Source organism: Chitinophaga sp. YR627, from assembly GCF_900114995.1.
Classification (GTDB): Bacteria; Bacteroidota; Bacteroidia; order Chitinophagales; family Chitinophagaceae; genus Chitinophaga.
The window spans coordinates 976,694-1,000,304 of record NZ_FOUX01000005.1 but is presented as its reverse complement, the minus strand read 5'-3'; the positions used below and the strand labels follow the sequence as shown (position 1 = coordinate 1,000,304).

Here is a 23,611-nt window from a genome sequence, read left to right as displayed (position 1 = left end):
ATGGAAAGACACCTGTACCTGCTCAGTGGCATGGGAGCAGACGAAAGAATCTTCAAAAACCTGCATTATCCCGCAGGATATACTGTCCACTATCTTGAGTGGCTGACACCCTCGCCAGAAGAAAGTTTTCCCGAATATGCGGCCCGTATGGCAGAAAGGATCGAACACGAAAATGTGACCCTGATGGGGGTGTCATTTGGTGGTATGCTGGCGGTGGAAATTGCCCGTCAGCGTCCTGTCAGTAAAGTGATCCTGATCAGTAGTATCAAACAGACCAGTGAAAGACCGCCATATCTGAGCTGGGTGAAGAAGACAGGGCTGCTGGCATTGCTCCGTCTGCCCGATTCCATCATTTTTACCCGCAGGAAAGGGGTGGTGAAGCTGTTCCTGAATGCCGAGACGGAGGAGGAGTTCGCGCTGTTGTCAGACTACATGAAGAAGACCTCCTATGGTTATCTGCGCTGGGGGATCCGGGCGATCGTGCACTGGACCAATGACTTTATTCCCTCCTCCATTGTGCATATCCATGGTGGCCGGGACAAGGCTTTTCCACTCCGGTTTATCAAAGCCGATTATACGATCCCGGATGGCGGGCATTTCATGGTATATAACCGGGCGGCCGAAATCAGCCGGATATTGAGCCAGGAACTGGTCTGAAGCCCTCCTGTATTGTCTTGCGGGGGATGAGGCGCTGCAATATCACAACCCTGGCCCATACAGAAAGGTATCGATTTCAAGGGCCTTACATGTAAAAAAGTTTATTAAATCAACCTAATCCACTTATTTTAGCAAAACTTTTGATTACTATTATTTAGCTTGCAGCACACAGTATCTTATATTTGATCTTTAAAATATCTTAAACGAATCTTAATGAACCTGGCTTTTTGGAGAAGAAATAAAGAGGGTCAGCCAAAGAAGAAGAAATCTGCCGTAAGAGAGTGGTTTGATGCTGCGATTTTCGCGATCATCGCCGCTACCCTGATACGCACTTTTATTTTTGAGGCGTACACAATCCCAACCCCATCTATGGAAAAGACCTTACTGGTAAACGACTTTCTGTTTGTCAGCAAGATCAGTTACGGTCCACGTATTCCTATGACGCCGCTGGCTGTTCCGTTTACCCACCACACGCTGCCATTTACCAAGTACAGCAAAGCTTATTCTGAAGCAGTACAATGGAAATACAGACGTCTGCCAGGTTTCTCAGATGTTGAGCGTTACGATGTCGTTGTATTTAACTTCCCTGAAGGTGATACCGTGGCCCTGGAACAACAGGAACAGAGCTACTATCAGCTGATAAGATATTACGGACGTGATAATGTATGGGAACAGAACCATGTTACTTCCCGTCCTGTCGATAAACGTGAAAACTACATCAAGCGTTGTATGGGTGTACCTGGTGACACGTTATCCATCAAAGAAGGTGTTGTTTATATCAATGGCGTACAGGCGCCTATCCCACCTGAAAGTGAGCGTCGTTACTGGGTGAAAACCACCGGCGATCCGCTGAATCCAACCCGCCTGGATGAACTGGACATCGATCCTAATCCGGCTGGTGTGTTTGATTCTGCACTCTTCCGTTATGACCTGACTCCTGGCATGGCTAACATGCTGAGCACATGGCCGGTTGTAAAAGAAGTAAAACCTTACGTAAGAGCAGCTACGCAGGAGATCCAGGTTTTCCCGCATGATACCGCTCACTACAAATGGACAGAACATAATTTCGGTCCGATGTACATTCCGAAGAAAGGCGTAACTGTTCAAATCGACAGTACTAACATCGCTTTCTACGATCGTATCATCAGCGTATACGAAGGCAATAAACTGGAGGCTAAAAACGGCCAGTTCTATATCAACGATAAACCAGCTAATAGCTATACCTTCAAGATGAACTACTACTGGATGATGGGTGATAACCGTGATAACTCACTGGATTCCCGCTTCTGGGGTTTTGTTCCTGAAGATCACATTGTTGGTAAGGCATGGCTGATATGGATGAGCTATGGACATGGCAGCATCCGTTGGAACAGATTGTTCAAAACAATTAAGTAATGACGGTTACGAATCAGATCTGATACACATCGGGTCTTAAAATAATAAAGAAAAAGGCGTTTCATTGAAACGCCTTTTTCTTTATATTACTGAACACGGAGATCTTCGCGACATCCTATTTTTAATTCGTAACTCCTAATTCATCGTTTCACTTATGGACATCCGCAAACACTCTTTCGAATATCATACTTTTCCTGATAGTGCAGCTTTACCCACTGCTGATCTGCGTTTACTGGAAGAAGCCCGTGAAGTGACCGCCCAGGCTTATGCCCCATATTCTAATTTCTATGTAGGTGCTGCTATATTACTGGCCAATGGCATTGTAGTAAGGGGGACCAATCAGGAAAACGCCTCTTTCCCTGCCGGTATCTGTGCGGAGAGAGTGGCACTTTCTACAGCGGCTTCGCTGTACCCTGGGGTACCTATCCTGACAATCGCTGTCAGTTATCACAATCCAAATGGCAGCAATGACGCCCCGATCTCTCCCTGTGGCATCTGCCGCCAGACCCTTCTGGAGTATGAAGGCCGTCAGCAACAGGCTATCAGGATCATTATGGGCGGGCAGACCGGAAAAATATTTGTTATTCCTACAAGCAGACATCTTCTTCCCCTGGCATTCACAGCAGAGGATATGCAATAAATTTACTATATTTGTTGTAGTCCGTACGATGCCCTATGCTGAATATCCGTATCTTATGTCCTTTGTTATGGGCTATCCTATTTGCGCAAGTTGTTATGGCTTTTCCTGGAAATAAATTAAAGAGTCTTTACAAAGAAGGTATCAGTTACCGGCATGCCGGCGAGCTTGATGCTGCAAAGAAGTGCTTTAAAGAAATTTTACGTCGTGACAGTGGGTATGCGTTAGCTTACCTGCAACTGGCAGAGATTTCTGTGCTGGAAGAGGTCTATCCGGAAAGTATTACCTGGTACAGGGAATACCTGCGGCTGGAAGATGACCAGCCTGTAGCCTGGTATGCCATAGGCGTACTTTATTTCAATACAAAAGACTTTCCCGCTGCCGTTCATGCATTTGAAATAGCCATGAAGAAGGGGCGACGGCAGGACGCGGATTATTGTCTGACACTCGGTACAGCATATTTGCACATCAAAGACACGGTCAAAGGGATACAACACCTGCAGACCTGTCTTGAACTACGTCAGGACGATCCCCGGGCTTTACAGGCACTGGCACATCATTATTATCTGGCGGGTGAATATGTGGCGGCTGTCACTTACTGGGACCGTTTACTGCGGATACAGCCTGAGAATGCATTTGCCATGTTCCTGTTGGGTAAATCGTATATCGGTAAAGGAGAGATAGCGAAAGGAGAGGCCTTGTGTGATAAGGCGTTACTGGTTGTTCAATAGATAGCTATTATAAAAGCAAAAGGGTTCACCATTGGTGAACCCTTTTGCTTTTATAACAAGCTGTGGATTACATTCTTTCCGGCACTTCGATACCCAGCAACTTCATGCTCTTCGCAATAGTGTTTGCAGTCAGCTTGATGATCTGCAAACGCAACTTTTGCTTTTCAGGTGTTTCTGCCTGTCTTACGGAATGAACAGGTATACCATCTTTCTTCTCCGCATAGAAAGAGTTGAAAGTCTGTGCCAGTTGATAAGCATAGTTGGCAATCACAGACGGACTCATTTCTTTGGCTGCTTCTTCCAACACATTGTCATACTGTTCGTTGAGTACGATCAGGGCCTTCTCCAATGTTGTAAGGCTGCCCTTATGACAGTAACCTTCCAGTTTATCTATATCTGGCGCTACTTCACGGAGAATGGATTTAATACGTGCATATGCGTATTGTACAAATGCACTGGTGAATCCCTGCAGACTGATAGACTCTCTCGGATCGAAGACCATCTTCTTTTTCGGGTCCACACGTAACAGGAAGAATTTAAGACCACCGAGACCGATCATGTTATACAGTAATCCTTGTGCATCCTCGGTCATATCATCGAGTTTACCGGATTCTTTGGTCTGTTCAGCTGCTGTCGCGATCATCTCATCTATCAGGTCGTCTGCATCGACAACGGTACCTTCACGGCTTTTCATACGGCCGCTTGGCAGTTCCACCATACCATAAGACAGGTGGTAGATACCGTCAGCGCAAGGCTCCTGTAACTTCTGGAGAATCAGCTGCAGTACTTTAAAGTGGTAGTTCTGTTCATCCGCCACTACATACAGACTTTGATCCATCTGATAGTCAGCGTATTTCAGACGGGCAGTACCGAGGTCCTGTGTCATATATACGGAGGTACCATCGCCACGCAGTAACAGCTTTTCATCCAGGCCGTCGGCAGTGAGGTCAATCCATACGGAGTTGTCCTCTTTTTTGAATAATATCCCTTTTGCCAGCCCTTCTTCTACCAGGTCTTTACCCAGAAGATAGGTCTCGCTTTCATAGTACATTTTGTCAAAGTCAATGCCCAGCCGCTTGTAAGTCTGATTAAAACCTTTGTATACCCAGCCGTTCATGGTCGCCCAGAGCGCTCTTACTTCAGGGTTACCGGCTTCCCACTGCTGCAGCATGATTTTCGCTTGCTGCATGATTTCTGTCTGCTTACGTGCCAGTTCCCTGATCTCGTCATTCAGCTTATCCAGTTTCTCCTCGTCAGCCTGAATTTCAGGTTTATGGAAAACAGTCACCAGTTTCTCCATGCGTTCTTTATCAGCCCCTTCAAAGTCTTTATAATCATGCTCTAACGCACGGGCAATAATAGGTTCTGTCTGTTCTTTCAGAATAGATTCAAACTTCACATAGTAGTCGCCCACCAGGTGATCGCCTTTGATACCGGTTGATTCAGGGGTATCACCATGGGCGAACAGCTGCCATGCGAGCATGGACTTACAGATGTGAATACCTCTGTCATTTACCAGGTTGGCTTTGATCACCTCATAACCATTGGCTTTCAGGATCTCAGATACGGCATAACCCAGGAAGTTATTACGCAGGTGACCCAGGTGCAAAGGTTTGTTGGTATTGGGAGAAGAGTACTCCACCATCACTTTCTTACCATTGGCTGGTTTCTTACCGATATTGCGGTTATTGAAGTGTTGCTGGAGGTATTGTGCCCAGTATTGTTCATTCACCTGGATATTCAGAAAACCTTTGATCACATTGTATCCTGCCACGAGGTCAGGATTGTGTTCCTGCAGGTATTTACCCAGTCGATCAGCAGTTTCTTCGGGTTTTAAGCGGCTGAATTTAGTGAAAGGGAACACCAGGATGGTGTATTCACCTTCGAATTCAGGTTTCGTAGTATTGATGGCAATATCCTTTGCAGGAATTGTCTGGTCAAAAAGCGCCTTAATTGCTGCGGCAGCAGCAGATTTTATGGATTGTACAACACTCATGCTGATAAACGGTTAATGCAAAAAGTAACGTCAAAGGTATAAAAAATCTGGCGGGGGAGAGGAAGGAGGCAATAATATAATAAAGAAAAAGGGCCGGCTTTATAAAGCCGGCCCTTTTTGGAGAGATTATCTTTTACGCTTTCCGGAAGCCGTATGCTGATGTTTGAATGTGTAGAACATACCGATCTGTGCGACGGAGTTCTTGTAGCTTTCATTACTGTTTTCGGCTGTATTGGTCAATCCGAACATATAACGGGCGGCCACACCCACTCCTACCGGAAACTGATATCCCAGACCAAAACCAAGTCCGAAATCTACGCCTTTGGTAGCATCGCCAACGTCTATAGTCACCTTACCGGCATGTGTTTTAGCCGAAACAAGGAAACCTGCCTGCGGTCCTGCTTCCAGATAAAATTCCGGTACAATACGGTACTGGAACATCACCGGTACGTTGATGTAATTAAAGCGATAAGTGATTGTCTGGGTCAGGAGCTCGTACTTCGTTCCCTGGCCGGAATATAGTAATTCAGGTTGCACTGACATGCTCTCATTGAAAGCGATGTTAGCGAAGCCACCCGCGAAAATAGACGGACGGACTTTGCTGTCGTCAAAATTGGTCAGTTTAGAAAGGGTCAGACCGCCTTTAACACCAAAAGAGAGTGTCTGGGCATTGGCTGTAAATGCCGCACAAGCTGCCAGCATTACAGAAAGGATGAGTTTTTTCATATTAGTTTCATAGAGAATTTGCCAGTTTGCGCAAAATCTATGCCTATATTCTTTAATATATGGTGAATTCCACCCTTCTGTTTTTCTGTCTGCCTGCAGCTGTCTTATTGCTGGCGATCGGCTGATTGGCGCCATAGCCTACGGCTTCAATCTTCGATGGATTCGCCCCATGCTCAACAAGGTACTGTTTAACAGATTCAGCTCTGTCTTTTGACAATGCCATGTTTTTGGTGGCATTACCTACATTGTCGGTATGACCGCCCAGTTTCAGGCTGAAGCCTTTAGTGCGCAACATTTCTGCCACCTTATCCAGTGACGGGTAGGAGTTGGCTTTGATGCTGGATTTAGCCGTTTCAAATTCCAGGTTCTGGATCGCATCCTTGATCAGTCGGCGGTCATCTTCTGTGATGGTGACTTTAGTAATGATCTGTTTAGGCGTCGTATCTTTTGGTAATTCACAGCCACTGCCATCTACCTTGGTACCGGCAGCCGTACCCGGACATTTATCAAAATAGTCAGATACGCCATCCCCATCAGCATCTGCCATCAACTTATCCACATCAGCGGTTAGTTTGGTGTTAAGTGCGCGGGAGGCTTCCAGTTCGGACTGCAGATTGGCTTTCTGTTGTGCCATTTCATCGTACATGACCCTGGCCGGGTTTTGCCAGTTAAGGGCTGGTTTAGTTCTTTTACCCAGCGGAAATTCGAGACCTGCGTAACCGTAAGAGAATTTATCCCTGTTGGGACCATAATTAAAACCATCCAGGTTATCACCATCCACATAGTGCATGGTATATCCCAGATCCAGGTTGACAGATTCTGAGAGTTTGAACTTCAGACCTGCACCGATTGGCACATAGAATTCTTTAATAATGCCTTCCTTTTTATATTCTTCCATGGTGCCGCCTTCTACCTGTGAACTGATCCTGGGAGAATAGCCTGCCAGACCACCACCCGCAGATACATATATCTGTACGGCATTCTTTTTATACATCCAGTTAATAGTTGCCACATTGACAACCGCACTCAGACCGGCAGACCACTTCAGACTGGTTTCAAATGAGTTAACATCCCGGTCGGGCATCTTACCATTCCCCAACTTGCGGTCATTATTGCCTGCCAGCTTGCCACCTGTATAGTTGGCCTGGATGCCCAGCGAATGTAAAATCTGGTACTTTACGTAGGCGCCATAACCGGCCTGAGCTTTCCATTTTGTGAAATCGTTGCTGCCACCCGTTGGTGCTACCGGAGCCAGCAATCCCCCGTTTACACCTACCGAAAAGCGGCGGTAACCAGGGCCATCAGTAAAAATAGGACCAGTAACAGAAGTCTGGGCTATACTGCATAAGGGGGTAAAAAGGGCTACCATACAGGCTGCCCGGAAAAAGGAGGAGTTTTTCATAATTTGTTCAGGGTTAGATATAAAATTGAATTTGCATTACTCGCCCGGGCATGGTTGGTGCCGTGGGTTACCTTACAAACCTTTTTTCATGAAAATTGTTCAGTCGCCTGGTCGCTTTTGCCAGTATTTGGCGGTTAACTGACATTGGAAACTGACATAATTGCATGACGGCTCCATTGGCATAATCATTGACATTTGCTAGTTCGGAGACAAAAAATCTATCTACAACTACAAGCGAGAATATTTATAATTATGGGAAAGATAATAGGTATTGACTTAGGTACTACCAACTCATGCGTTGCCGTTATGGAAGGTAACGAACCGGTAGTAATTGCCAATGATGAAGGACGCAGAACTACGCCCTCCGTTGTGGGTTTCTTAAAAAATGGTGAAAGAAAGGTAGGTGATCCTGCAAAACGTCAGGCAATCACTAACCCGGTAAACACTATCATGTCAGTGAAACGTTTCATGGGTCGTCATTTTGACGAATTATCCAATGAAATTCCTCACTGGAGCTACAAAGTAGCACGTGGCGAAAACAACACTACACGTATCGATATTGACGGGAGATTATATACTCCACAGGAAATCTCTGCAATGATCCTTCAGAAAATGAAGAAAACTGCGGAAGATTATCTGGGTCAGGAAGTAACAGAAGCGGTTATCACTGTACCTGCTTACTTCAATGACGCACAGCGTCAGGCTACTAAAGAAGCTGGTGAGATCGCTGGTCTGACAGTACGCCGTATCATTAACGAGCCAACTGCTGCGGCACTGGCTTACGGTCTGGATAAAAAACATGCTGACAGCAAGATCGCTGTATTCGACTTAGGTGGTGGTACATTCGATATCTCCGTGCTTGAACTGGGTGATGGTGTATTTGAAGTAAAATCTACCAATGGTGATACACACTTAGGTGGTGATGACTTCGATAAAGTGATCATGGACTGGCTGGCTGAAGAATTCAAGAAAGATGAAGCGGTTGACCTGCACAAAGATCCAATGGCATGGCAGCGTCTGAAAGAAGCAGCAGAGAAAGCAAAGATCGAACTGTCTTCTTCTCAGGAAACTGAAATCAACCTGCCTTATATCACCGCTGTTGATGGCGTGCCTAAACACCTGGTGAAAAAACTGAGCCGTCCTAAATTCGAACAACTGGCAGATAACCTGGTTGAAAGAACACTGGAGCCTTGCCGTAAAGCGCTGAAAGACGCTGGCATGAACCCTTCTGAAATCGACGAAGTGATCCTGGTAGGTGGTTCTACCCGTATCCCTAAGATCCAGGAAGTGGTAGAAAAATTCTTCGGTAAAAAACCGAACAGAAGTGTAAACCCGGATGAAGTAGTTGCAATCGGTGCTGCTATCCAGGGTGGTGTACTGACTGGTGAAGTAAAAGACGTATTGCTGCTGGACGTTACCCCGCTTTCTCTGGGTATCGAAACCATGGGTGGTGTGTTCACTAAACTGATCGAGTCTAACACAACAATTCCAAGCAAAAAATCAGAAACATTCTCTACTGCTGCTGATAACCAGCCAAGCGTTGAGATCCACGTACTGCAGGGTGAGCGTCCTTTAGCAAGCCAGAACCGTACACTGGGTCGCTTCATCCTGGATGGTATCCCACCAGCACCACGCGGTGTACCTCAGGTAGAAGTTATCTTCGATATCGATGCGAATGGTATCCTGCACGTAACTGCAAAAGATAAAGGAACTGGTAAAACACAGAACATCCGTATCGAAGCAGGTAGTGGTCTGAGCAAAGAAGAGATCGAAAAAATGAAGGCTGAAGCGAAAGCGAACGAGTCTTCAGATAAAGAAGCACGCGAAAAGATCGAGAAACTGAACCAGGCAGATAGCCTGATCTTCCAGACTGAAAAACAGCTGAAAGAATACGGTGACAAGATCCCTGCGGATAAGAAGAGCACGATCGAAACTGCGCTGAACAAACTGAAAGAAGCACAGAAGAGCGGTGATGTCGCTCAGGTAGATGCAGCTGTTACAGAAATGAACAACGCATGGACCGCTGCTTCTGAAGAACTGTACAAAGCAACACAGGAAGCACAGGCTAACGGTGGTGCAGGTGCAGAAGGTCAGCCACAGGGTAGCGCTGCCGGCAACGAAGGCGTAACCGATGCTGAATTCGAAGAAGTAAAATAAGCAAATAGCTTAGGGATATTTAGGATAGAGAAGCCGTTCACCTTTGGTGGACGGCTTCCTGCATTATAGGCGTTTCATAAAAGAAACAGCCGCCCACCAAAGGCGAAACGGCTGTTGAACGGTTGGTTTATGACTGTATATAAGAAACGGTGATTAATGCAGGATCTCCGATAGCTTGTTCATCAGCTCTTCATCTCTCAGGCTTTTAGCAATGATCTTACCATCCGGGCCTACCAATATATTCCATGGAATACCACGCACGCCATAATACTGGGCAACCTCGTTTTTCCAGCCTTTCAGGTCAGATAACTGTGTCCATGGCATATGATCATCATGGATGGCTTTTTTCCATTTAAAGGCATCCGTATCAAGGGAAATGCCTACTACGGTAAATCCTTTGGCCTTGAAGGCATCGTATGCTTTCAATACGTTCGGGTTTTCTGCACGACAGGGACCGCACCAGCTGGCCCAGAAATCCACCAGTACATATTTGCCTTTGAAATCAGCCATAGAGATGTTCTTACCGGTACTGTCAGACTGAGAGAAATTGGTCACTGCTTCACCAATAGCCTGTCTTTTTATAACCGGCATCTTTTCAGCTACCATTTTTCCGGTAGGCGTTCCGCGAATCACTTCCGGTAACCGCATAAAGAGCGGATTGACTTCTCCATATTCCGGTCCGGTCAGATCTTCCGCCATATCTTTCACCATCTGCAACGCATACAGGCTGTAGAAATTCTCCTGAATGTATTTCCTGACACGACCGTTATATTCATCCTGTAAGGTCTTCATTTGTGCTTTATAAGGACGCTGTGCCTCTTTACTGTTTGCAGCGTAATATTTCGTTACTACTTCTGTCTGCTGATCAGTGATTGTCTTTACAGAGGCCTTGAAGAAGTTCGCTTCATCCTGCAATGCGGAGCCTTTCAGGGTAAATGCTGCCAATGAATCGGCTTTTGCAGAGAATTGCAGGTACCCGATATCAGAATAGAAACGGAGCATGTGATGATTGGGCAGACTGATCGCCTGTACCGCCTGTGGTTCCTTCATTAAAGCCAGCCAGTTGAACTGTCCGTTCTGAATGGAAACCGTATCATGTATCTGTGCATTATCCCTGTTATAGGTAAAGATAATGATGCTGTCCTTAAAGCCTTTGATATCGCCTTCCATACGCATGTTATAGCCCTTATCGAAGATTTCAATCAGTTTGTTCATCAGTTCCTTATCCCGCAGGTTCTTGCCTACTATAACGCCATTAGGATCTATCAGCACGTTTTGCGGAATCCCCCTGATGCCATACTGTATAGCCGCCATATTATTCCTGCCTTTCAGGTCTGATACCTGTTGCCAGGGCATGTTATCTTCTTCGATCGCCTTCAGCCATTTCTGGTGCTGGGTAGAGTCGTCGAGGGATACGCCCAGTACGGTGAAACCTCGGTCTTTAAAAACATTATAGGCACGCAGTACATTCGGGTTCTCCATGCGGCAAACGCCACACCAGCTGGCCCAGAAGTCTACCAGTACATATTTACCACGGAAAGAAGACAGGCTGATCTGATTCCCTTTTACATCTGACTGTGTAAAATCAGGCGCCGGAGCACCCTCCATGACTTTTCTGACATTGGCGATCTGCGTAGCCAGCTCTTTGCCTTCCGGCGCATTTTTTAGTCTCGGACTCAATGCATCAAACAGCGGTGTTATAAAGTCCGGGTCCATCCCTATACGGCAGTTATAAACGATATCCCATGAAGCATAAGCATCTGCATTTTCCCTGATCAGATCTGCCAGTTCACTGACGTATTGCTTTTGCGCTACCGCCGTCTCCGCTTTTACAGCATCCAGGGTATCCTGATTACCCCGGTTGAAAAAGGACCTGTTACGTAATCTGGCGAAGACACCGGCATAACTTTCCCGGAACGCAGAGAACCTGTCCTGTATGCCTGTATTCGGGCTACCGCTGACAATAGCGCTATCCAGTGAACCGGTGGTATTTACTTCTATGGTACCCGGTTGCAGATAAAAATGCCTGTAGCCTGGTTGATTTTTGAATATCAGTCTGGCGGCCAGCGGTCTTTTAAGGTTGCCCTTAAATTTGAAATGTCCATTTTTCAGAATAACAGAATCTTTTATCCAGTTCTTGCTGTTCAGGTCATAATCAAGATAGAGTACTGCCGGATAACTATCGGCTACTACCTGTCCTTTTAAGATAAATGAACCTCCTCCTGACTGTGCTTTCACGGAGGCTGATCCTATCAGCATTGAGATAAGAGGGAGTGTATGTTTGAATAAGTGACAACGCATGGTAAACAATTGAATTTTTTTAATGATCAGTATCCAGGGTTTTGATGAAGGTTTAAATTGGCATTGATCTGTGATTGTGGAATAGGGTAAAACGCATCGGTTGCCTGCCACTGATCGCCTTTTAGTGCTGACAACACTTCGTCTGCACGTTTAATCGCAGGATTCGCTACACCCGGCCAGCGTTTCAGGTCAAGCCAGCGTTGTCCCCATTCGCAGAAAAATTCTGTTCTGCGTTCCTTTTCAATGGCAGTTGCCAATGAAGACGCGTCTGTTGCTGTTGTTTGTGAGAGGCCTGCTCTTGCACGCACAATGTTGATATCTGCTGCTGCGTCGCTAAATTTCTGTTGTTGCATCCTGGCTTCCGCACGGATCAGGTATTGTTCTGATAAACGCAATACCTGCATGTATTCTACTGCACCAACACCTGACATATACCGGTATTTAGCAGGATACGGGTAATCAACACCGCCATATGTTTTGATGCCGATCCAGTTGTTTTTACGTTTATCGCCGGTTTCGAAGGAATTATACAATCCATCTTTCAGTACGAATTTTGGCGTCGGACTGGCGGGAAATGGCACAAAGTTGTTGGCCAGCCAGGAGCTGGTGATCCCATTTACAAATTGCAGGATACCTTCTTCATTATTCGCCAGAAAGACCTGACTCAGGTCTTCTTTCATATGGAACAAGCCGGGGTTATTGATGACGGTAGTGGCCATGTTTTCCGCCTGCTGCCATTTGCCTCTGTAGAGATATACTCTCGCCAGCAGGGCAGTAGCCGCCCAGGTAGTGGCGCGTATCCTTTTACCGCCATATAGGTCCAGTGTAGCAGGAAGCGCCTGGTTTGCTTCAGTAAGGTCCTTTTCTATCTGATCGTATACAACATTGGCGCTGTCGCGTGGCTGCCGGGTAGTATTGTGTACATCTGTAGACATGACCAATGGGGCTGCGCCAAACTCATTTACCAGATAGAAATAACTCAATGCACGCATGAACTTTGCTTCAGCAGTACAACGTGTTTTATATCCCTCCGGAAGTGGAGAACCACTGAGTCCTGCGATGACCGAATTAGCCGTGAAGATGTTATTGTACAAAGTACCCCATAATGCATCCACATAATAGATCTGTGGTGTCAGGGCATTATTGGTAAAATCATCATAGAAGTTATAAATGTAGCAGTAGGTTTCATCGGCAGACATGCTATTGAACATACTGGTCGCTGTCCCCATATCTGTACCCGGATTAGGATTGGCTGCTCTGGAATACATGCCTGTCATCGCTGCATCTGCTGTTAGTGTATCCAGAAATACACTGCTGGTCACCAGCTGATCGGCGGGTGCGTCTATCTCGATCAGTTTTTTACAACTGGTCATGACAGTTCCGGTGAGGAGTAAAATGTAAGTATATATAGAAAGCTGTTTTTTCATTCCCGGATGTTTAAAGTGAGCAATGAATACCGGCTGCTATCTGTTTCAGCGGAGGCAATACGGAACCTCCTGTCTCAGGATCAAAGCCGAAATAACTGGTGATGGTAAAGAGATTCTGCGCCCTGATAAAAGCGCCTGCTGATTTCAGCCTGGCAGCTGCTGCCCATGATGCTGGTAACTCGTAGCTGAGATTGACATTTTTCAGTCGTATAAAAGCGGCATTTGAATATACCCCATCAGAATAGAGATAATAATTCTGATATGCATTTGCTGCCGGACCACCCACTGTTACAGTTGGTTTGAATCCGTCCTTAATAATATCTGCGTCCTGGTTAGCCAGTGCGCCAGGGAATCCTCTGGTTGCACTACGGAAGTCAGGTTTAGTCTGTTTGGCGAACTGCATAAAAACATCCAGCTGGAACTTTCCATACCGGAATGTATTACTGAATCCTCCATAAAAGTCAGGGCTGGCGCGTGCAATGATATTGTAGTCTCCATTCATGGTCTGATGCAGACCTTGTGTGAACTTACCATCCTTATTCAGGTCTTCCACGGTCGCTATGCCATCCTGCAGTCCTGTGTAATGAAAGCCATTATCATTGCCAATAGGTTCTCCGACAATAAAGACGTAAGCGTACGCGGTACTGGACAGTCCGGGAAATGAGAGCAGCTTATTGCGCGGAAAGGTGATGTTAAAGGAGCTGTTCCAGGAGAATTGCTGCAGATTGATATTGGTCGTCTTCAGTTCGAATTCCCATCCTGAACTTTGCAACAGCGCAGGCATATTACCGGTATAAGAAGAGAAACCAGATTGAGAAGACAGTGGGATATTCACCAGCTGATTGCCGGTACGGCTGGAGAACCAGGAAGCTGTAAACAGGATATGATCTTTCAGCAGACCTGTTTCCAGTGCGATATCCACTTTTCTGCTGGATTCCCATCCATAATCCGGATTAGCACTTCGTACCGGATAGATACCGGAGCCATTATAGGAATAAAACGTGTTGCCATAGGTGGACAGATAACCATAGTCCTGGATCTGGTCATTACCAATGGTACCATAGCTACCCCTGATCTTACCATAGCTTAACCAAGGTAGGGATGTTTTCATCCAGGGCTCGCTGCTGAATATCCAGCCTGCACCAACGGAGCCAAAGTTACCGAACTGACGTCCCGGACCGAATCTGGAAGAACCGTCCCTGCGACCGGTGAAGTTGAACAGATAACGGTCGCTCAGTACATAGTTCAGACGGCCAAATGCGGATACATATTTGTATTCTGTAAAGCTGCTGCTTTTGAAGAGGATCGTAGATGCAGCCACCCAGGAGCTCATTAGTTTGTCATTGGAGAAACCGCTTGCGGTGATATAGTAAGGCTGTGCATAGTTGGATTGTTGCCAGGTGCCACCCAGCAGTACATTCAACCGGCCACGTCCCAGCGCTCTTGTATAGTCCAGTTGCGGTTCAACGATATAACTTTCTATGTAGTTGGATGAATAGGAGGCCATTGACTGTCCTGAACCACTGTTAGGGTTGAGGGACGCTTTAGGCTGATAGTTTTCGGTGGATTGTGAGATCTTATTATAACCTACGCTGACCTTTGCATTTAATCCCGGAATGATCGTGTAACGTAAGGCTGCATTCGCCAGTAAGTTATCCGATTTGAATTTAGAGGATTGTATCAGATAGGACTCCGGATTGGTAAAACCACCAGCCCAGTTTAATGTACCATCGTTGTTATACAGCGGATAGTTAGGCGACAGTTTTACAACTGTGGATGTAAGATCTGTAGCTGCCTGATTGTTGGATTCCTTGGTGTACAATGCGGTTGCGGTTACAGAAAACTTACCATTACGCGAGGTGTTATCTACACTGAGATGCGATGCATAACGGTTGTAGCCCCAGTCGCCCGGAAATACGGTCGACTCATGCCGCCAGGTATTTGAAAAACGATATCGCAGATAAGGGCTACCACCCGAAAGTGCGCCGGTGACCTCTGTCTGATGTGCTGTATTCCCTAAATATTTTTTCAGAAAATCTGTTTCCTGATTCGTATCCCAAACTGTAAGGTCCGGAGCATTGGATGGACCAGGTTGTACATTATCGTTAACAAATGCTGCACGCCGCATAGCCAGGTAATCCTGCAGATGCATCATTGGCATCAGTTTAGTTACCCTGCCCGCGCCGGTATACGCATTCACATCAAATCTTGTATCGCCTGCTTTCCCCTTTTTGGTAGTGATCAGCACGACACCATTGGCTCCTCTTGAACCATAGATAGCGGTTGCGTCGCCATCTTTCAGTACAGAGATGCTTTCGATGTCAGCCGGATTGATGGAGTTCATCGGATCGACATATCCTGTAGCACCGTTTGCCTGAGAAGTAGAACCACCCACCAGGTTGATCGGCGTTTCTACAAAAGGGACACCATCGATGATAAATAAGGGGAGTTTACCACTGGTGATAGATTGTTGCTCACGGATAGATATTTTCATCTGACTGCCAGGTGCGCCATTGGACTGAGAAATAAACAGTCCCGCTACATGCCCTTCCAATGCTGCCAGTACATTGCTGACAGGTTGTTTTTCTATTTCTTCTGCCTTCACACTTACCACACTGCCGGTATTGAAACGCTGTGTAGTGGTGCCATATGCGACTACCACACTTTCATCCAGGTTGCTGGTACTTCTGGCAAGATAGATGATGATACCGCCTGTATTCAGTTTGAAGATCCTGATGCCATTCGCTGCATAAGTATCTCCCGCCGGTAAAGCGGCCACTTTTTTATAAGGAACTTCCAGCGGCGCATAACCGACTGAAGAGATACTTAGTACGGCTTCCTCTGTGAGATCGCGCAGAAAGAAACGTCCTGATGCATCTGATGTAGTACCCTGCCCGGAATGTTTCATGCGGATCGTTACACCGATGACCGGTTCCCTGGTTTTCTCATCCAGTAACTGACCGGAAAGCGAAGGTTTCTCCGGCGCTAAGATCATGATTGTGGGTGTGTTTGGCGAAGGAGAGGTGTTGCGGGATAGCACGATGGTCTTATCCTGGATAATGTATTTCAGTGACTGATCGCTGGATAGCTTGTCAAGAAATGTTTTCAGGGGCATGTCAGTAGCAGACACGGAAAAGGTCTTGCTTTGTGCAGACAATTCATTGTTGGTGAGGACCACATACCCTGTTTGTTTTTCGATGACGGTAAATACCTGTTTTAATGTGAAGGCTTTGCCGGAAATAGTAACACGCTGTGCAACCCCGTTCCCATAAGCAGTGATAAAAGCTACAAAAAGCAGCATGCCGGTTAATCTCATGACCCTCCTGATTTGGTTGATGTTAATACCCCGCCATCCCCCCGGACGCGCAGACGGGCAATAGCTCCGCGGTATGCGGAACACACATTTTTTTTGCATAAATTGCAACGATTTGGTTGTTAAAAAAGTGGTTAGTGAACCGTTTTTTGAATCAACTGAATACCTGACCGTCGCGGTTGCCCCCGTGACGGTTTTTCTATTAAAGGTTGATCCTTGTTTATATAAAAGCGGTCAGTATACTACCTGCTTTGATCCTGATTCTGGCATTGTCCGTTATGTCGCTGTTCACTGCAGGGATGGCCTGTTTACGACAATTGGTGCATATCATTTTGCTGTTATCGTCAGCGTATTAGCTTCCAGTTTGCAATGTACGCCCAGTTCTTCCAGCACGATCAGTAATCCACTGAGCGTTACCTGTTTAGTCATTTTTCCTGCGAGCTTAATATCCGGTACGTCTTTTTCATATACGATGCGGATGTCATACCAGCGTTCTAACTGACGCATAGCTTCCTGTAATGGCACATTGTCGAAATTGAATAAACCATCTTTCCAGGCGACTGCTTTTTCCACATCTGTATTAACTACTTCTATTCCTGTATTGTGCTGATTGCCCTGTCTGGCAGCTGCATTGGCGATCTGTGCCTGCTGGCCGGGTTTGATAATTACCCCCTTATTCCTGTCTGATACTACACGTACGGAGCCTGTTAATAAGGTCGTACTGATCGTCTCTTCATTATTGTAAGCATTCACATTGAAATTTGTACCAAGCACTTCTATTTCGGCTTTATCACTAACCTTTACCCGAAAAGGCATATCTGCATTGGCGGCTACTTCAAAGTAGGCTTCTCCTGTTACCATTACGAGACGTTCCTTCCCTGAAAACAGGGTGGGATAGCGGATAGAACTGGCTGCATTCAGCCAGACTTTTGTTCCGTCCGGCAGTACCAGCTGAAACTGTCTGCCGTTCGGCGTGCTCATGGTATTATAAACGTTCTCCCGTCCGTTTTTGTCGTATACCAGACTATTACCTGATATACTGGCGGTAGCGCCACCCTGTTGGGTGATCTGTCCGATGTGCGCACTATCCAGTGTAATGACTGAACCATCGGCCAGTGTGAGTAAGGCACCTTCTTTACCCGGGGCGATATCTGTTGTTTGCACTGCCAACCGGGCCTCTGCCGGTTGCGGCTGGCGTGCTTTCCAGAAATAGATGCCAGCTCCTAACAATAGAGCTACGGCTGCCACCTGGCTCCATCTGCTCCGGTATATACGTCGTATCAGCGGTGTTGGCTGATCCACTTCCTGTGTTGATATTTCCCGGTGGATAGCAGCTAAAAGGGCTTCATCCGCAGGTGCAGTCGCCGGATCTATATGGACAAGCATTTCTCCATATTCATCCATCAGCGCTTCTACTTCCGCAGGTGGAAGTGTCTGCAACCATGCATAGAAGGCTGCGCGCTCTTCTGCGCTTACCTCATTACGGGCAAATCTGGCTAATATCTCCGATTTGTTGATCATATACACTATATAAGACGAATGTCGAAAAGTAAAAGGGATGGGGGGACGAAAAAAAATTAAAAAGCTGGCAGCAACAGTATAGCAAGACAGATAGCACCGGGAAGATCCCCGTTTTTTGATATATAATCTCTGACGAATGTTTTGGCCAGCTGCAGCTGTTTTTTAACCACATCTTTTGATACCTGTAGCTGAGTGGCAATCTCATCGATGGACCATCCTTCCAATACATTCATAGAGAAGATGATACGACGGCGTAAGGGAAGCCGGGCAATGCCCTCTCTGGCGATGTTCAGATATTCCTTTAGTTGAAGCTGTTCGCTGATATGATCTCCCGCATCGGTCTGGAGATCGGCATAGGTCCTGGCGTGTTTTTCCCTGATATCGCGGAGCTTCAGGTGATCCAGCAGCCTGTTTTTGGCCATGCGTTGCAGGTAATATTCCAATACTGCTACTCCGCCGAGCTCTTTCCTTTTCAGCCACAGCTTTACAAACACGTCCTGGAGTACGGTGTCAACGAGGTTACTATCCCCTCCCGTAAAAGGGGACAGATATAGTTTTAGCTTTTGCTCGTAACGATAATAGATCGTGTCGAATGCTGATTTGTCGTCAGCTTCCAGACGTAGAAGCAGCTCTCTCTCGTCGTATGGTTGGTTGATCGGCAAATGACGATTTTATATAACACCTGAAAAACGTAAGCTGATACAATGATAATAAACGTCCGGGAAGTTTTAGCCCCTTTTTTTATGACGCTTTATTTTTATTTTGTGGTATGCAATTGACACTATACCCATTTGAACTAAAGTTTAAACATACATTCACTATTTCGCGTAAATCCAAAGATGTACAGCCATTACTGGTGGTCAGACTGGAGCAGGATGGTCTTAGCGGACTGGGGGAAACAGCCGACAACTCATACTATAATATGACGGTGCCGCGTCTGATGGAAGATATCAATGCACACAGAGATCTGATAGAAGGATATACCCTTGATACACCGGAGGAACTGTGGAATACGCTGTTCCCTTTATTTAAAGACAATCTGTTCGCCCTTTGCGCGATCGATCTGGCAGCGCATGATCTTTATGCCAAAAAGCAGGGTAAGAAGTTGTATGAAGTGTGGGACCTGGATATCTCTCATAACCCTATGACGGATTATACCATCGGTATAGATACGGTGGAGAATATGGTCAGCAAACTGAAAGAGTTTCCCTGGCCCATTTATAAGATCAAACTGGGTACAAAAGAGGATATTGCTATTATTGAAGAACTGAGGAAGCATACTAATGCTATCTTTCGTGTAGACGCCAATTGTGCCTGGGGAGTGGAAGAAACCCTGCGAAATGCAGCCGCGTTTAAGTCACTGGGTGTCGAGTTTATCGAACAACCCATGCCGGCAGCGGATATCGATGGAATGAAACGGGTGTATGAACAATCAGCCTTACCGCTTATTGCGGATGAGAGCTGTATCACGGAAGCAGATGTCGCCTTGTGTAAAGGACTGTTTCACGGCATTAATATCAAACTCACCAAATGTGGTGGTATTACGCCTGCCCGTCGTATGATCGCGGAAGCCAAACAACTGGGTATGCAGGTCATGACCGGTAGTATGAATGAAAGTACGGTGGGTACTTCTGCGGTAGCGCACCTGTTGCCGTATCTGGATTATGTTGATATGGATGGTCCGCTTTTGCTGGCAGAAGACACTGCGGATGGTGTAAAGATCGTAGACGGCCGTATTATATATGCTGACAGGCCCGGTACCGGCGCCTTATTGAGATAAAAACCCATTACCCTCAAACAATCACTGTTATGAAAAACGAATGTAAGTGGCGTACACTGACGCTCCTGCTATTGCTTGCAACCCTGTCCACCCATGCACAGGTCATGGCACGTATCAGCGTAAAAGCAGGTGCTTCCAGGCGGCTCAATACCGCTGTGTACACCGCTCTGAAAAATGCCAACCAGCCTGGTCTGGATTCCCTTCAATTATTGGAAATACGTGGTAATAAGCGTTCCCCTGTGCCTTTTCAGCTACTGAACGATAACCTGTACTGGATCATGGAGGGAATTACGCCGGCAGGCAGTACCCGTGTATACGAACTGGTAAAAGGCCCATCTGTTGCCAGGGATAATGTCATGCAGTTAAAGGATACTGCGGGCGCCTTTTTACTTCGTCAGGGCAGCAGGAAGCTGCTACAGTACAATTACGCCATCGTAGCGCCTCCGGCCGGATTAGATACCGTATACCGTCGTAGCGGCTTTATTCATCCCCTTTGGGCGCCTGACGGACAGGTCATCACCAATATCCATCCCCAGGGACACTGGCACCATGTAGGTATCTGGAATCCCTGGACACATACTTCTTTTAAAGGTAAGGAGACGGACTTCTGGAACCTGCAAAAAAAGGAGGGTACGGTACGCTTTAAAGGAGTGGCTGGCAGAGTACAGGGCCCGGTGGCCTGTGGTTTTACTGTTTTACAGGATCACATTGCTTTTACAGGCGGGAAGGAAGTGACCGCCATCAATGAGGAATGGGTGGTAAAAGCCCTTAACTGCGGAACAGATACTTCGCGTTTTGTATGGGACTTTGCCAGTACGCTGAACTGTGCGGATCCTGCGGGTATTACTTTACTCCAATACCGTTATGGCGGTGGTTTTGGATTGCGTACAATGGAAGCATGGACCGCAGCTACGAGTGCTGTACTGACCTCTGAAGGCAAGACAAGGAAAGACGCGGACAGTACACGTGCCCGCTGGGTCAAGATAACCGGACGTACAGAAAAAGGACAGGCTGGTATCCTCATAATGAATCATCCCGGCAATTTTGACTCTCCGCAGCCGCTAAGGGTATGGCCGGAGAATTCAGAAAGAGGGGAGATCATGATGAATTTCAGTCCGACGAAAATGAAGGAGTGGATCCTGCAATACGGCAGATATTACGCCCAGCGTTACCGGGTAGTGACCTTCATAAAAGATCTCAGCAAGGAAGAAATAGAGAACTATTACCAGGACTATGTAAAACCGCCGGAAGTTACTGTTGCCTGGAACGGAGCGATCTAAAGGCTTTAATGGCATTATAAAGCCCGAAAATGCCCATAATGATGAAAATGATGACAACACCCCACTGTCCGGTAGCACGGTAAATATAAAGCTCTATACGGGTCAGGCGGAGGCCTCTTAAAGGATGTTCCAGTTGTGTGAACTGAATAAAACGGGTGATCGCAAAGCCGAAGCCGATCAGGGAGATAACAAGCATCCAGATAACGGTGGACCAGGAAGCGGGTTCTTTTTCGTCAGACGTGGGTTGTTCCGGGTTAGTGTACATGCTTCAAGATACAAATAAAAAAGCGAAGGCCCTTTCTCTGTAAAGAGGACGGGCCTTCGCTTTTTTATTTGCTCAATATTTTAGATCGCAATACCATGTGAGTCCTGGTGACTCGCATCATATACTGCAGATAATACCTCTCTTTTGTTCAGTGATTGCTCCATGTACAGGTCCACTGAGCTGTAAGCTATTTTCAGTGATGGCGTCAGTACATAAACAGCCGGTGTTGGTACATCTTCGTTTACTCCGGATAATCTGTCCCAGATCGGATCAGAAGGAGAATAGTTACCCGCTTTACGTGCTATCTGGAACTGCTGGTCCCAGATGCTGGCGAAAGGCAGTTGTAATGAAGCTGTCGCATAGTCAAAGTATTTCTTTTCTTCTGCGGTTACCAGTAACAGCTGTCCGCCCATTACGCGGATATCTGCATAGATATCTTTCAGGTCTTCCAGCAGTTTTTCACCGTAACCATTCCAGTGAATGGAGTGAAAAACAAGTACCAGCGGACGGTCCAGCAACTGCTCTACAGGCTGTGCACCATTCACTGATTTTAATATATCGGAAGTGGCAATGATATTTTTTCTGTTGATGTTAAAAGAAGGCAGTCTGTCTCCAGCATGTAAAGGGCTGATCGGGGTTCTGTCCTTGTAAGACTTTTTCACATACTCAAGTTCATATTCGGGGAAGAAATCTGCGTATCTGTTGATGTTGTTAGACATAAAATAATTTTTAAGGGATGGTTGGTGGACAGTGATTAATGAATGGTTGTAATGATTTTTAGAAACGTTGCCGGTTTAAAAGGCCAGCCGGGAATCAGTTACAGCAGCAACAGACGTTCAGCGCTACAGTCATTGTACATTCAATCGTTCTCTTGATAGCATTAGGCATATAAACTTGATTTATTTATGTGATTGCCTGTTATTAACAACACAAATATAGTGATATTTTCTTAATACCCTACAGGTTTTGTAGGGTATTTATTAAGTTGTTGATTATCATGGCTGATATTTTATAAAATTTGAAAAGTTCTATATTTGATGCTTCTTTGTTTATTAAATAAATACCACATGAAAGGAATGTATACAAAAATCATCGCTGCTGTCAGCTTCCTGGCCCTGACCACAGCGGGATGCAACAGCAGTAATGCCGGTAAGGAGGAAAAAAAGGAACAGACAGTAGCCGCTGCAGAAACAGTGACCATTAAGAATGATGAACTGTATCCGTTTATGCTGGCAGGTGTTTATTTTGTGCATGGTTACGGCGGACCTACCCATACCTTCGATGGTCTGATCAGGCCAGCTGTAAAGAGTGAACCGGGAACACCGGATTTCTCAAAAGAAATGCAGGCGGCCTATAGCCGTTATTTCATTTTCCCTTTTAAACCGGGAGACGCTGCAGGCGAGAAAGATGCAAAAGCCACACTGGCGCAGTACTGGGATATTCACAATGTAGCCGGACTGGAAAAATCCCTGACCTGGTTACTGGATGAAGGTCATCAGGCACAATATGCCCAATACCGTAAAGTCCTGGATGAAAACGGTGGCGCTACTGCCGACCTTAGTACGATCGATCTTAATAAATATAAACTGACAAAGGAAGACCTGGGCGGTATCCAGTTCATTAAAGATCACTATACAGCATTCAGCAGTGCCGGTATCAAGGCATGGGATCTTGCACGCTATATTAATAATATATGTGTAGCCTATCAGGCAGGTTATTTTAACAGGGGAGAAGCAATGGCATGGCTGATGAAAGCACCACAGGTCGCACAGGCCCGCTATAGTGACTGGAAAGCCTATTTTAATGACTTCCTGCTCGGACGTGAGTTCTGGGGTGGCGGAGAGGCTGATAATGCCAGATTTAAAGAAGAAGTGGCAGGTATGCTGGAAGGAAAGTACAGCATCTATAGCTATATGCCGGTGAAATAATTAAACCTGACTTTATAGCAAACGCCCGTTGCAGCTTTTCTGCAACGGGCGTTTTATTTATACATCGCTTGCCATCGCGGTTTTATATAATTGTG

18 protein-coding genes are annotated in these 23,611 nt (G+C 46.2%); 8 read left to right on the top strand and 10 right to left on the bottom strand.

The window, feature by feature from the left end; translation table 11 throughout:
• The 4 genes from BMZ72_RS29215 to BMZ72_RS29200 all read left to right on the top strand — a co-directional run bounded on the left by BMZ72_RS29215 (position 1) and on the right by BMZ72_RS29200 (position 3,420).
• Entirely contained in the window at positions 1–657 is a 657-nt protein-coding gene (locus BMZ72_RS29215; protein WP_089813764.1) for an alpha/beta fold hydrolase, read from the top strand.
• Between the two features lie 213 nt (positions 658–870).
• Entirely contained in the window at positions 871–2,052 is a 1,182-nt protein-coding gene (gene lepB, locus BMZ72_RS29210) for a signal peptidase I (RefSeq protein ID WP_089813762.1), read from the top strand.
• 154 nt (positions 2,053–2,206) lie between these two features.
• Entirely contained in the window at positions 2,207–2,692 is a 486-nt protein-coding gene (locus tag BMZ72_RS29205; RefSeq protein ID WP_089813760.1) for a cytidine deaminase, read from the top strand.
• Positions 2,693–2,787: 95 nt separating this feature from the next.
• Positions 2,788–3,420 (top strand): tetratricopeptide repeat protein, encoded by a 633-nt coding sequence (locus BMZ72_RS29200; RefSeq protein ID WP_177222968.1) that lies wholly within the window; start codon positions 2,788–2,790, stop codon positions 3,418–3,420.
• 67 nt (positions 3,421–3,487) lie between these two features.
• Here the strand turns inward: BMZ72_RS29200 and BMZ72_RS29195 are convergent, their stop codons facing one another.
• The 3 genes from BMZ72_RS29195 to BMZ72_RS29185 form a co-directional block, all read right to left on the bottom strand.
• Positions 3,488–5,416, bottom strand: a complete 1,929-nt coding sequence (locus tag BMZ72_RS29195; RefSeq protein WP_089813756.1) for an arginine--tRNA ligase — start codon at positions 5,414–5,416, stop codon at positions 3,488–3,490.
• Positions 5,417–5,542: 126 nt separating this feature from the next.
• On the bottom strand, positions 5,543–6,142 hold the full coding sequence (locus BMZ72_RS29190) for a porin family protein (protein ID WP_177222967.1): 600 nt from the start codon (positions 6,140–6,142) through the stop codon (positions 5,543–5,545).
• A 52-nt stretch (positions 6,143–6,194) separates the two neighbouring features.
• Positions 6,195–7,544: an OmpA family protein gene (locus BMZ72_RS29185; protein WP_089813752.1), complete on the bottom strand. Its 1,350-nt coding sequence runs from the start codon at positions 7,542–7,544 to the stop codon at positions 6,195–6,197.
• 252 nt (positions 7,545–7,796) lie between these two features.
• Here BMZ72_RS29185 and dnaK point away from each other — a divergent pair, with 252 nt between their 5' ends.
• On the top strand, positions 7,797–9,701 hold the full coding sequence (gene dnaK, locus BMZ72_RS29180) for a molecular chaperone DnaK (RefSeq protein WP_089813750.1): 1,905 nt from the start codon (positions 7,797–7,799) through the stop codon (positions 9,699–9,701).
• Positions 9,702–9,854: 153 nt separating this feature from the next.
• Here dnaK and BMZ72_RS29175 read toward each other — a convergent pair whose 3' ends face one another.
• From BMZ72_RS29175 to BMZ72_RS29155, 5 genes are all read right to left on the bottom strand, one after another.
• Entirely contained in the window at positions 9,855–11,960 is a 2,106-nt protein-coding gene (locus BMZ72_RS29175) for a redoxin domain-containing protein (protein ID WP_177222966.1), read from the bottom strand.
• Positions 11,961–12,028: 68 nt separating this feature from the next.
• Positions 12,029–13,429, bottom strand: coding sequence for a RagB/SusD family nutrient uptake outer membrane protein (locus BMZ72_RS29170; protein ID WP_089813746.1), 1,401 nt, complete (start codon positions 13,427–13,429; stop codon positions 12,029–12,031).
• A gap of 10 nt (positions 13,430–13,439) precedes the next feature.
• The gene (locus BMZ72_RS29165; protein ID WP_177222965.1) at positions 13,440–16,745 is read right to left on the bottom strand and encodes a SusC/RagA family TonB-linked outer membrane protein; all 3,306 of its coding nucleotides are present in this window, start codon (positions 16,743–16,745) and stop codon (positions 13,440–13,442) included.
• A gap of 324 nt (positions 16,746–17,069) precedes the next feature.
• Positions 17,070–18,263: a FecR family protein gene (locus BMZ72_RS29160; RefSeq protein ID WP_089813743.1), complete on the bottom strand. Its 1,194-nt coding sequence runs from the start codon at positions 18,261–18,263 to the stop codon at positions 17,070–17,072.
• 56 nt (positions 18,264–18,319) lie between these two features.
• Complete coding sequence (locus tag BMZ72_RS29155) at positions 18,320–18,925, bottom strand: sigma-70 family RNA polymerase sigma factor (RefSeq protein ID WP_089813741.1); 606 nt, start codon at positions 18,923–18,925, stop codon at positions 18,320–18,322.
• Between the two features lie 107 nt (positions 18,926–19,032).
• Here BMZ72_RS29155 and BMZ72_RS29150 point away from each other — a divergent pair, with 107 nt between their 5' ends.
• Positions 19,033–20,043 (top strand): dipeptide epimerase, encoded by a 1,011-nt coding sequence (locus BMZ72_RS29150; RefSeq protein ID WP_089813739.1) that lies wholly within the window; start codon positions 19,033–19,035, stop codon positions 20,041–20,043.
• Between the two features lie 29 nt (positions 20,044–20,072).
• A complete protein-coding gene (locus BMZ72_RS29145; protein ID WP_089813737.1) occupies positions 20,073–21,323 on the top strand; it encodes a DUF6807 domain-containing protein in 1,251 nt (416 codons plus the stop codon).
• Here BMZ72_RS29145 and BMZ72_RS29140 read toward each other — a convergent pair.
• Positions 21,295–21,588 carry a hypothetical protein gene (locus tag BMZ72_RS29140; protein WP_089813735.1) on the bottom strand — a complete coding sequence of 98 codons (294 nt, stop codon included), beginning with the start codon at positions 21,586–21,588 and terminating at the stop codon, positions 21,295–21,297. The two genes, BMZ72_RS29145 and BMZ72_RS29140, sit on opposite strands and share 29 nt — an antisense overlap.
• Positions 21,589–21,668: 80 nt before the next feature.
• A complete protein-coding gene (locus tag BMZ72_RS29135; RefSeq protein ID WP_089813733.1) occupies positions 21,669–22,307 on the bottom strand; it encodes a redoxin domain-containing protein in 639 nt (212 codons plus the stop codon).
• Between the two features lie 348 nt (positions 22,308–22,655).
• On the opposite strand from BMZ72_RS29135, the gene BMZ72_RS29130 reads away from it, so the two are divergent.
• Positions 22,656–23,516 carry a DUF1266 domain-containing protein gene (locus BMZ72_RS29130; RefSeq protein WP_177222964.1) on the top strand — a complete coding sequence of 287 codons (861 nt, stop codon included), beginning with the start codon at positions 22,656–22,658 and terminating at the stop codon, positions 23,514–23,516.
• Positions 23,517–23,611 lie beyond the last annotated feature (95 nt).

What these genes read in the sequence shown, in the direction of transcription:
- BMZ72_RS29215 (WP_089813764.1), top strand. Translation starts at nt 1, where the DNA reads ATGGAAAGACACCTGTACCTGCTCAGTGGCATGGGAGCAGACGAAAGA.
- lepB (WP_089813762.1), top strand. Translation starts at nt 871, where the DNA reads ATGAACCTGGCTTTTTGGAGAAGAAATAAAGAGGGTCAGCCAAAGAAG.
- BMZ72_RS29205 (WP_089813760.1), top strand. Translation starts at nt 2,207, where the DNA reads ATGGACATCCGCAAACACTCTTTCGAATATCATACTTTTCCTGATAGT.
- BMZ72_RS29200 (WP_177222968.1), top strand. Translation starts at nt 2,788, where the DNA reads ATGGCTTTTCCTGGAAATAAATTAAAGAGTCTTTACAAAGAAGGTATC.
- BMZ72_RS29195 (WP_089813756.1), bottom strand. Translation starts at nt 5,416, where the DNA reads ATGAGTGTTGTACAATCCATAAAATCTGCTGCTGCCGCAGCAATTAAG.
- BMZ72_RS29190 (WP_177222967.1), bottom strand. Translation starts at nt 6,142, where the DNA reads ATGAAAAAACTCATCCTTTCTGTAATGCTGGCAGCTTGTGCGGCATTT.
- BMZ72_RS29185 (WP_089813752.1), bottom strand. Translation starts at nt 7,544, where the DNA reads ATGAAAAACTCCTCCTTTTTCCGGGCAGCCTGTATGGTAGCCCTTTTT.
- dnaK (WP_089813750.1), top strand. Translation starts at nt 7,797, where the DNA reads ATGGGAAAGATAATAGGTATTGACTTAGGTACTACCAACTCATGCGTT.
- BMZ72_RS29175 (WP_177222966.1), bottom strand. Translation starts at nt 11,960, where the DNA reads ATGCTGATAGGATCAGCCTCCGTGAAAGCACAGTCAGGAGGAGGTTCA.
- BMZ72_RS29170 (WP_089813746.1), bottom strand. Translation starts at nt 13,429, where the DNA reads ATGAAAAAACAGCTTTCTATATATACTTACATTTTACTCCTCACCGGA.
- BMZ72_RS29165 (WP_177222965.1), bottom strand. Translation starts at nt 16,745, where the DNA reads ATGAGATTAACCGGCATGCTGCTTTTTGTAGCTTTTATCACTGCTTAT.
- BMZ72_RS29160 (WP_089813743.1), bottom strand. Translation starts at nt 18,263, where the DNA reads ATGATCAACAAATCGGAGATATTAGCCAGATTTGCCCGTAATGAGGTA.
- BMZ72_RS29150 (WP_089813739.1), top strand. Translation starts at nt 19,033, where the DNA reads ATGCAATTGACACTATACCCATTTGAACTAAAGTTTAAACATACATTC.
- BMZ72_RS29145 (WP_089813737.1), top strand. Translation starts at nt 20,073, where the DNA reads ATGAAAAACGAATGTAAGTGGCGTACACTGACGCTCCTGCTATTGCTT.
- BMZ72_RS29140 (WP_089813735.1), bottom strand. Translation starts at nt 21,588, where the DNA reads ATGTACACTAACCCGGAACAACCCACGTCTGACGAAAAAGAACCCGCT.
- BMZ72_RS29135 (WP_089813733.1), bottom strand. Translation starts at nt 22,307, where the DNA reads ATGTCTAACAACATCAACAGATACGCAGATTTCTTCCCCGAATATGAA.
- BMZ72_RS29130 (WP_177222964.1), top strand. Translation starts at nt 22,656, where the DNA reads ATGAAAGGAATGTATACAAAAATCATCGCTGCTGTCAGCTTCCTGGCC.